4 protein-coding genes are annotated in these 10,332 nt (G+C 45.2%); all 4 read right to left on the bottom strand.

What is annotated here, in order from left to right:
• Nucleotides 1–50: 50 nt before the first annotated feature.
• The 4 genes from LG34_RS03685 to gnpA all read right to left on the bottom strand — a co-directional run bounded on the left by LG34_RS03685 (nt 51) and on the right by gnpA (nt 9,897).
• Nucleotides 51–611, bottom strand: a complete 561-nt coding sequence (locus tag LG34_RS03685; protein ID WP_109214930.1) for a Maf family protein — start codon at nt 609–611, stop codon at nt 51–53.
• 20 nt (nt 612–631) lie between these two features.
• Complete coding sequence (gene addA / locus LG34_RS03680) at nt 632–4,186, bottom strand: helicase-exonuclease AddAB subunit AddA (RefSeq protein WP_109214929.1); 3,555 nt, start codon at nt 4,184–4,186, stop codon at nt 632–634.
• The gene (gene addB / locus LG34_RS03675) at nt 4,176–7,619 is read right to left on the bottom strand and encodes a helicase-exonuclease AddAB subunit AddB (RefSeq protein WP_109214928.1); all 3,444 of its coding nucleotides are present in this window, start codon (nt 7,617–7,619) and stop codon (nt 4,176–4,178) included. Before addB ends, addA begins: the two co-directional genes overlap by 11 nt.
• A 109-nt stretch (nt 7,620–7,728) precedes the next feature.
• Nucleotides 7,729–9,897 (bottom strand): 1,3-beta-galactosyl-N-acetylhexosamine phosphorylase, encoded by a 2,169-nt coding sequence (gene gnpA / locus LG34_RS03670; RefSeq protein ID WP_109214927.1) that lies wholly within the window; start codon nt 9,895–9,897, stop codon nt 7,729–7,731.
• Nucleotides 9,898–10,332: the final 435 nt, after the last annotated feature.

Below are 10,332 nucleotides of genomic sequence, written 5' to 3'. Positions count from 1 at the left end.
TACTACTCACCACTTGCAGAAGTGGGAGTCTCAACTCAGACTGAGATGATCTATTTCTTTAATTCATGGTATAACCGTGCGATCGGTAAACCAACCACATTGTTGTAATCCCCATGAATTTCGCGGACATAGAGACCGCCCACGCCCTGAATTCCATAAGAACCGGCTTTATCCATCGGTTCTCCGGTAGCTACATACTGATCAATTTCTTCCTCTGTCATCGGATAAAAGACCACATCCGTTTTTTCAAAAAAGCAACGCACATCTTCTGTTCCATTTTCCTTTTTCCAGATACACACGCCGGTATACACCTGATGTTTCTTGTCCTGCAACATGCAAAGCATCCGTTTTGCATCTTCCGCATCCTTTGGTTTTCCAAGAATTTTCTGGTCATAAACTACGACTGTGTCCGCCCCCAGAATCCATGCATCTCCTTCGGTTTTTACTGCAATCTCCGCTGCTTTCTGCTGCGCCAGCTCCATCACGGCACGCTCCGGCAGCACTTCTGTAATTTTTTCTTCTCCCTGTGACGGGCATACTTCAAACTCCATTCCCATCTGAGCCAGCAGTTCCCGACGCCGCGGGGATGCTGATGCTAAAATAATTCTCATATACAATTCTCTCCATTTATTTAAAGTAATATTGTCTCTGCCAACGCAAAGGAATAAATCAAAATCTCCTTCACCGGCTTTTCATCCGAAAATCTGCTCAGTGCATCCGCATAAAGCTCCAACTGCTTTTTATAACGGCGCCCCAGTTCCTGCGCATTGTCTACATGATCTGTCTTATAATCCAGCAAAACAATCCCATCTGCTTCTTCCCAGAACACATCGATGATACCCTGAATCAGCACATCTTCTTCCGGACGGCTATCCTCCCAGACCAGATTTGCCGGCACTGACATTACAAACGGTTTTTCCCGCTCTAAAGCACCCTGTTCTGCTGCCGCACGCATTCGTTTTGCAGTATCACTCTGTAAAAATCCAAGCAGCTGCTTCCAGTTTAACCGTTTTGCATCCGCTTCCTGCATACGTCCAAGGGCACACAATGCATCAATCTGCTGTTTTACAAAATATAGTCCCTGCTTTTCATCTGCAAAATCCGGAAGTCCTGCGAAATCCAGACATTCCAGAAAACGGTGTACCATGGTTCCATACAGTGCACCTGCATTTTCCTTTACTTCCTGCACAAACCGCGGCACATACGGTGTCGCAATTTCATCCGGGAACAATGGTTGTGCGGTATTCAAAGTCTGTTCTGCCGACTCACTCCGTTCTTCCATTGCCCGATGCTTTAATTCTGACACCGACACTTTCTGCTTGTGTGCGCCTTCTTCTTTCCATGCATATTCCCATGAAAACGTCTCTTTTAGCTGCGCCAGTTCCGTTTCTGATACGTTCTGCAACGCTTCCAGAAGTGTCCGATGTTCCAATGCTGTATCCTGTAATTTTCGCTGTTCTTCCTGCTGCATCCGCGCCTCATCCCAGATCACGTAACGGTAATCCGGATTCTCCATACCAAGCACCGGTATTACCCAATCCCAGTAACTTTTCGCATCATAGCGGGTGGAAAACGGTACTTTTTCCTCTCTGGAAAAACCGCTGTATTGCCCTTCTTCCGGCAGCTTGCAGGTTCCTGCCAGAATCAGTTTTTCCTTTGCTCTGGTCAGTGCCACATATAACACACGCAGCTCCTCTCCCAGATTTTCCTTTTTTGCTTCCATAGCAAAAATCTGGTGAATCAGTGTGTTGGCTTTCGTCCGTTTCTCACAGTCAAACCATTTCAATCCAATACCAAATTCCGGGTGAAAGATCATATTGCTGTTGAGATCCTGCTCATTAAACTGTTTTCCCATACCGCAGACAAACACAACGGGGAATTCCAGACCTTTGCTCTTGTGGATACTCATGAGACGGACAGCATTTTCCTGCTCACTGACAATCTCTGCTTCGCCATAGTCCACATCATATTTCATCAATCGGTCAATATAGCGGATAAAGTGAAATAATCCATGATAACTGGTCTGTTCATATGCCACTGCTTTTTCCATCAGCATATCCAGATTTGCCCGGCGCTGTTCACCAGCCGGCAACGCTGCCACATAATTACGGTAGCCGGTCTCATCCAGAATTTCCTGCAATAAACGATGAATCGGTGTATACGGAATCCGCTGACGAAATTTCTGCAGCATTTCCTGAAAGGCAATAATTTTCTCTGATACAGGCAGCATCTGTTCCACACACTGATAAAACGGCATTCCCGGATATTCCGACCGAATCTGTGCCAGTTCCTCCGATGAAAACTTTCCAAAATAGGATTTCATCACCGCTGCCAGTGGAATATCCTGATACGGATTATCCAACACACGCAACAGTGAAAGCACGGTCTGTACTTCCGTTGCCGAAAAATAGCCTGTTTTGGACGCAACGATCAGCGGAATTCCTTCCTGCTCAAACACTTTCTGATAGGTCTCTGCCCAACCGGACATGGAACGCAGTAACAGTACAATATCCTTGTACGTGATTTCCGGTATTTCCTGTGTCTCCACCAGTTCCCGGATCCGACCTGCCACAGCCGCTGCTTCCTGTTCCCGTCGTTCCATGCCGCTCTCCTGGGAAGGAACAAGCAAAAGCTCCGGCTTACAGCAATCCGCATTCTCATAATCCGGATACACCGCTCCTGCATACAAAGCTGCCTCCGCATCATATGCCACATTTCCCAGATTTTTTTCCATCAGCGGATAAAAAATATCATTTACCGCTTCCACCACTTCCCGGCGGCTTCGGAAATTTCGGTGCAGGTCAATGCGCTGCTGACTGCTCTCCTCGGTGCTGAACCGATGATATTTGTCCATAAAAAGCTCCGGTCGCGCCAGCCGGAACCGATAAATACTCTGCTTGACATCACCAACCATAAACAGGTTTTCGTTTCCATTTTTCACACCGGAAACCGCTGTCAGCAATGTTTCCTGTACATAGTTGCTGTCCTGATACTCATCAATCATAACTTCCCGATACTGCTGTTGATATTCCAGCGCCGTTTCGGTCAGCTCTTTCGTTTCCGAATCCACCAGTACACGCAGCGCATTGTGCTCAACATCCGAAAAATCCAGCATATTTTTCTTCTGCTTTTCTTCCTGAAAACGATCAGAAAATGCCTGCGTCAGTGTCACCAGCATCCGCACCATTTTGGACGTCTGTGTCAGACGCTCTAACTGCACCTCCAGCATTGTCGCAAAAATTGTCTTTTTCCACTTGTCAATCTGATCCTTCATCCGCTTGCGCCCGGACATTACCGCGTCTTTTTTTGCCACACTGCCTTCGTATTTTCCAGATCTTCCGATATTTTTAAAATCAATGGCAGAAATGGCTGCCTGCCACTGAGAAAAATGTTCACATTTTCGCAAATTTTCCAACTGCCGCAGGTCATCGGCAATGGATGCCTCATACATATATGGTCCATCCGGCTCCTGTGTCAGCTCCAGCAATTTTTCCTGAGCAGTGATCAGATCCTCCACACGTACATTTAAATATGACAGAAAATCTCTGATCCAGCTTTTTTCTTCCAGTTCCGCTTCATTGGCGGCTTCATATTGCTGCACACAGGTCTCCAGCCATTCCTTCGGCCACGGATAGCTTTCCGCATAATTATATAATTTCAGGATCATTTCTTTGATTTGTAAATCGTTTTTTGCACCGGAATAACTGTCTGCAAACCGCAAAAACTCCGGATCTGCCTTTTGATAAAAATCTTCCAGAACCGCCTCACAGACATCCTCACGAAGCAGTTTCAGCTCTCCTTCATCCGCAATGCGAAATCCCGGTTCCAGATCAATTTTGTGAAAATGATCCCGCAGAATCCGGATGCAGAAACTGTCAATGGTAGTGATCTGTGCATTGTGCACCAGCGTCAGCTGCCGCTGCAAATGCTGGTTATACGGATCCTGTTCCAATGCGTTCTCAATAGCGGCACCGACACGCTCCCGCATTTCTGCTGCTGCCGCATTGGTAAAGGTCACAACCAGCAGGCGGTCAATATCCAGCGGATCTGTTTCATCCGTTACCATAGAAATAATACGCTGTACCAGCACCGCTGTTTTTCCGGAACCGGCAGCCGCAGAGACAAGCAGACTCCGGTTTCTCAGATTGATGACTTTTTCCTGTTCTTTTGTCCACTTAACGCTCATCCGGCAGACCTCCTTCCCGATAAATTTTCGCCCACACATCTTCATCCTTTAATTTCTTATTTTTTTCATAGGTGAATCCCTGAATTTTCGGATCAAAGCCACACACACTATGATACGGACAGTGATCGCAGCCGGTTTTCTGCTCCATCTGAAACGGTCGGATATCAATATCACCAGACAGGATTTTTTCTGCCGCATCACAGATCTTTCGATTCACAAAGGCTGTCATCGCCTGAAAATCCCTGCGTCCGGCTCCCGATGTTCCCTTTTTCGCAGGTGTTCCATCCGTTTTCAGTGTCAATGGAAGGACTTCCGATCTGCCCGCCAATCCTACATCCATCTGCTGATAAACTTCTGGTTCCAGACTGATCAGACCATTCAGACGCAGTTCACTTAAGATATGTTCCATGATTTTTTCTTCATCCTCACCATCTGCGTCCACCATCGGATCATCCATTCGATAGTAAAAAATACCCGCTGGAACAATCTCTTTTCCTGGATGTGTTTTTTTCAGCTGCTCCATGGCGGCATTCAGATACACCACAAGCTGCAGCTGCTGTCCGTAATACAGATTCAACAACTGAAACGTTGTTTTTCCGGATTTATAATCAATGATGCGGACATATACGGCATCCTCCGTCTCGCGGGTGTCCATACGGTCAATTTTTCCTACCAGACGCATCTTATGCTCCGCATCCAGCATCATATTTTCCACATTTAACTCATTTACCTGCACAAAATCCACTTCATAGCCCGCCGGTTTGAAAGTTCCATGCCGGATCTGTTCCGTCAGCGCCCAGATACTGCGCTTCATGATCCGATAGATCCGCTCCAATACATAGGCACTTCTGGCAGATTCCAGCAAGGATTCATTTGGCATGGAAAGAACTGCTTCCTGCATAGCGGTTTGCAGCAAGTTTTCCTGTTCCGGTTCTGTGATGGTATACCAGTCATAGGATTTTTCCAGACCTTCACAATACCGCTGCAAAATCTCATGAAACATGCTTCCCATATCCAACGCCGCAAAACTGTAAGTCTCCCGTTCAGACAATTTCAAACCATATTCCAGAAAATGTGCATAGGCACAACGGGCAAACAGCTCCAGTCTGGTCACTGAATTGGTCAGCACCGTTCCATACAATTGCCGCGCGGTCTCGACTGCCAGCTGCTCTCCGGTAAACTGGGAAAATGCCGCTGCAAACAATTCATGTACCACAGATCCCCATTCTTTTGATTCACTCAGATACCGGTGCAACGCTTTCCATTCTTCTGTAATGCTTCCTGCTTTCGCCTGTGTCAGACCGGAAATATAAGTCTCCAGACTGCTTTTTGGTGAAACCGGTGTTCCGGATGCATCTGCTTCTATTTCCTCTACAATCACATTTGGAAACAGCTTCTGCACCGTGCCGATCAGGTAGGACGGGCGTGTCGCCTTCTGCTGCGTATCCATTCTGGCATACGTCAGATACAGTGCCTCTGACGGTTTTGTCATGTTCAGATACAGATAAAACCGCTGCAAAAAGGACTGTTCTCTGGCAGTCGGTGACAACTGCAGCTTCTGCTCCTCGATCAGTTCCCGGTCATACTGGGATAAAATGCCACCATTTGCCGTACTTTTCGGAATCGTGCCATCATTTACGCCAAGGAAAAACAACACTTTAATGCCTTCCAGACGGGTTCGCTCAATATCTCCCAGAATCACACAGTCCGCTCCCGGTGGAATTGCTCCTACTTTTGCCGATGCAAAGCCTTCCTCCAGCACGTCCGCATAATCCCGGATGGACAGTTTTTCCTCTCCCAGCAGATCCACCAGTTTATCCAGCAGATCGATCACGATTTTGTAAATCTGTCGATACTGAGACGCCAGCAATTCTTCTCCAGCTTCCTCAAAGGCTTCCTGCTGCTCTTTCATCTGTTCTTCCAGATGTAACCCACAGAGCAAATCATACAATGCCTTTGTCATTTCGGATACCGTAACTTCTTTTTCTGACGCTGCCAGATAAAACGGCTCTAACATTTTCCAGAATCGCTCCCGCAGCGCATTGGCGCGCGCCAGCTCCTGCTGCAGTACCTGTTCTTCCACGCGGATTCTGCCGGTATGACGCATAGGTTTCAAAAATTTTTTCTTCCATTTAGAGGCTCCTCGAATGCCCCGCGCCAGCACATAGTTTTCCAGAAAATCAATGTCTTTTTCCGTAAACCCGGACAGATCGGTTCGGAAAAATCGAAATACACTTTCATAAGAAAAATCTTTTTCTACCATTTCTAATACGGCACGGATCAGTTCGATACATGGATGATACAGAATCGACGTTTTGGTATCGACGAAATACGGAATATCATATAATTCAAAAATAGATTTTGCATACTTTTCATAACATTCCACATCCCCGCATACAATGGCGCATTCATGATAACGATAATTTTTTTCCCGCATCAAATGTGACAATTTCCATGCCGCAAAGATAAGTTCTTCCCTTGGTGTTGCCAGTGAATAAATGCGTAACGATTCCCCGCATTTTTCCTCATATCTGTGGCTGCGCACCCGGAACAGATTCTGTTCCAGATGTGCCAGCACCGGCGATTGCGCCAGACGGCTATTTTCACCAACTGGTAAAAATACCGGTTCTTCTACAATATATGTTTCTTCCTTTGCCGCCCGCAACAATGCCGCCGTCATTTTCCGGCTCATGTAAAACAGATCCTGAATTCCGTGATCTGCCAACAGATCTTCCCGCACATCCATTGTCACTGTCACATACATATCCTTTACCACATGCATACAGCGATGCAGCAATTTCATCTGCACCGGAGTAAATCCGGTAAATCCGTCAAATACAAACACTGCATCCCGCAGCAATTTGGAATCATCCACCGCTTCTGCCAATACATCCAGTACTCGCTCCGCTGTCACGTACTGTCCCTGCAGATATTCCTCAAAAGCCGCATACATGGTATGCACGTCCGATAATTTATAATACAGATTGGAATCCGGTTTTAACTGATGCAAAAAATCTTCCAGTTCTTCTACGGAAATATCATACTGCATCAGCTCAGAAATCATGGATTTCAGCTCATTGATATACCCCATTTTTCGGATATTTCCACGTAAAACCGTCAGCTCTTTGCCTTTTTCCTCTGCAATTTTACGCAATACCAGACTTTTTCCGGTTTCTTCCATAACCGTGTTCTGAATGCCAAGTTCATCAAAAATACGATATGCCAGACGTTCAAAACTGACCACATCAATGTTTACGATTACATGATTTTTGGATCGGCGCACCAGCTCCCTCTGTGTCTGCATTGTAAACTGCTCCGGAACAATGACATAAAAATTGCGCCTGCGGTCTGCCTGCGCCATCTGAATGACTTTTTCATAAATATAGGTTGATTTTCCACTGCCGGAATTTCCGTAAATGAGCTGTAATGCCATGATTTTTTGCTCCTGTTCTTTTTCCACTTATTTTTCAACAATCCCACAAAAAAGTAAGATACCCTATCGTTTATTATAAGGTATCTTACACGTTTACGCTATTATTCTTTTAAATTTCGTACCACTTAATCTCATTTGCATCAAGGTGTAATTCAAAGCTGCTTCCGTCTCCGCGGTAAACAACTGTGTCCTGCGGCTCGTAAGTATTATTAACAACACAATATTTGCCATTTGCCACATACGCATGTACATCCACGTTGAAGTTCTCAGAATACCATTTTCTTAAGTTTGCCTCATCGTGGCAGCTATACATAACACTTCGATGCAGGATTCGTGCATTTTCGAAAGAATATGGCAGACCGCTGATGTATACAGAACGTCCTTTTCCAAACTCATGCACTGCCATCTGAACTTCTTTGTCGCGCTGAACCAGAATCTCGGTATCCTCACGGGCAAACATGCTCTTCTTGCCTTCTCCGAAGTCGACATCTTTTGTGCAGTCCTCTAAAATAAAGTGATCCGGATGATTTTCCCAGTTATATTTGTCATAATTTAAAGTAAATCCGGTCTCTTTTTCCACACCGATCACATTGCCAAGCTGAATGTATCTGCCCTGATGCTGATGTCCGGTCGGCTCTCCGACACCGATAAATCCACCGCCGTTGTATACAAATTTCTGGATAGCCTCTACGATCTGCGGATCTTCCCATTCGTAACCACCGGTATGTGCGGTATCGCCATCACCTACGTTGATAATAACGTCAATGTCATTTAAAATATCTGCATTTGCACGGATATCGTCAAAGCTGATGAATTTTACATCATACGGTGCGCCGCTCAGTGCTTCAATGACACCTGCATAACTGTAGTTCTGTTTCTGATACAATGCATGATGAACCATATGGCAGCCCCAGGAACGCATTTTGCCCCAGCTGTTCAATACTGCAACGGTTTTTACACAATACGGTGTGGTTCCTTTTGCATTTTCATACAGCAGACGGAACTCATCGCAGACACTCTCAATATAATCGATGAATTCCGGGAATTCGCAGGCCAGTTTCAGATATCCGCCGTATCCGATACGGTCGATCGGTTTACGCAGGATTGCTCTTCTGGCTGTTACCCAGTTTTCTTTTGCTTCTTTTACCGGATCACCGCCCTCATGGAAGGTATCCGGGAAGAAATACGGTAAAAATCTGCCTTCTCTGTATTTTACACCTTCCACATCACTGATCAGACGCAGGGTAGAACCGTTTCCGACACTTCCTACCAGTGCATCCAGACCGATGGTCTTGAACTCATCCATAAACGGCTCGGTTCCGATCCAGTGATCGCCAAGGAACATCATAGCTTCTTTGCCTTCCTCATGAGTAATGTCTACCATTTCTTTGGCAAGTTTTGCAACTTCTCTGCGCTGGAATGCCTGGAAATCCTTGAATTCTTTGGATGGAATACGGTACTGATTGTTGAAATATCCCTGATCAATGATGTATTCCGGGCGGAATTTGTAACCAACTTCTTTTTCAAACTGATCTAAAATGTATGGGCTTACACTGGCAGAATATCCGTACCAGTCAACATATTTTTCCCTTGCAAGCTCGTCAAATACAAGCGTAAACTGATGGAAAAATGTGGTATAGCGGATGACATTGACATGCGGATTTGCTTTACAGAATTTCCGCAGACGCTCCATACTGAATTTATGTGTCTTTGGCTGACGCACATCAAATGTGATCTGATGCTCTACGTCTTTCCAGTCGTTGACAACGGCATTGTACATGTGCACCGGATCCCACATGATATAAGCCAGAAAACTTACGGTATAATCATGGAATGGTGTCGCCGGATCAATGGTCACATCTCCGGTCTCTTCGGAATAAGACCAGTTATCACAGCTTACTACTTCACCAGTGGTACGGTCGATGACTTCCCACCAGCGGCGAATGTCATCGTGGCTGTTTACTTTCAGCATTTCCGGATAAATACCGGTCATCAGATGAATGGATAATTTGTCAGATTCAGCAGTATAAAATTTTGTCATGATATAGCACTGCTGAATCTCATCCGGATTGGCTTTTGCCCACTCGTTATCCTTTCTCGTTGTATAATAAGTAGAATACACTTTCGCAGCTACATCTTTTAATCCTTCCGGGTAATCGGTTCCATCGCAGTCACGAATGGCATCTGCTCCCCAGCGTTTCATCAGTTCCAGTGTCTCCGGAACGACATCAATATCTGTCGGGATTGTTACACGACCTGTCAGTTTCTGATCTCCCATTTTCGTTTTTCCTCCTCATGAATTTTGTCAGTCATTTATTTCAGACTGATTAACTGTACTTATTGTACCATTAAATTGGTGGGATTTCATCTGGGATTTGTACAAAAATGAAATTGAAACTTGTAAAAAAAAGAAGTGATTCGTGGCTGTTACGGTTCGTTGTGAAAAGTGGAACTTTTTTAGTTTGTTTTGTGGCTATTTTTGTAAGTTGTACAAAATGGAACACTATTTAGTTTGTTTTGTGGCTATTTTATAGGTTGTGAAAAGGCAGAGTCAGATTTGTCTCGGTCGCTAACAATCGCTCCCAGAGAAAAATCTGACTCTGCCTTCTTGTACGTTTATGAAATAATGCAACAAAAAATTGCTATCTATACAATACTCTTACATAAATTCAAGTCGAACGCACGTGAGACTTGGTGCGTGATTCTGGTCAGC

Source organism: Eubacterium ramulus (assembly GCF_003122485.1).
Classification (GTDB): domain Bacteria; phylum Bacillota; class Clostridia; order Lachnospirales; family Lachnospiraceae; genus Eubacterium_I; species Eubacterium_I ramulus_A.
The sequence above is the reverse complement of the archived record's forward strand: the minus strand, read 5'-3'. Positions and strand labels throughout refer to the sequence as shown.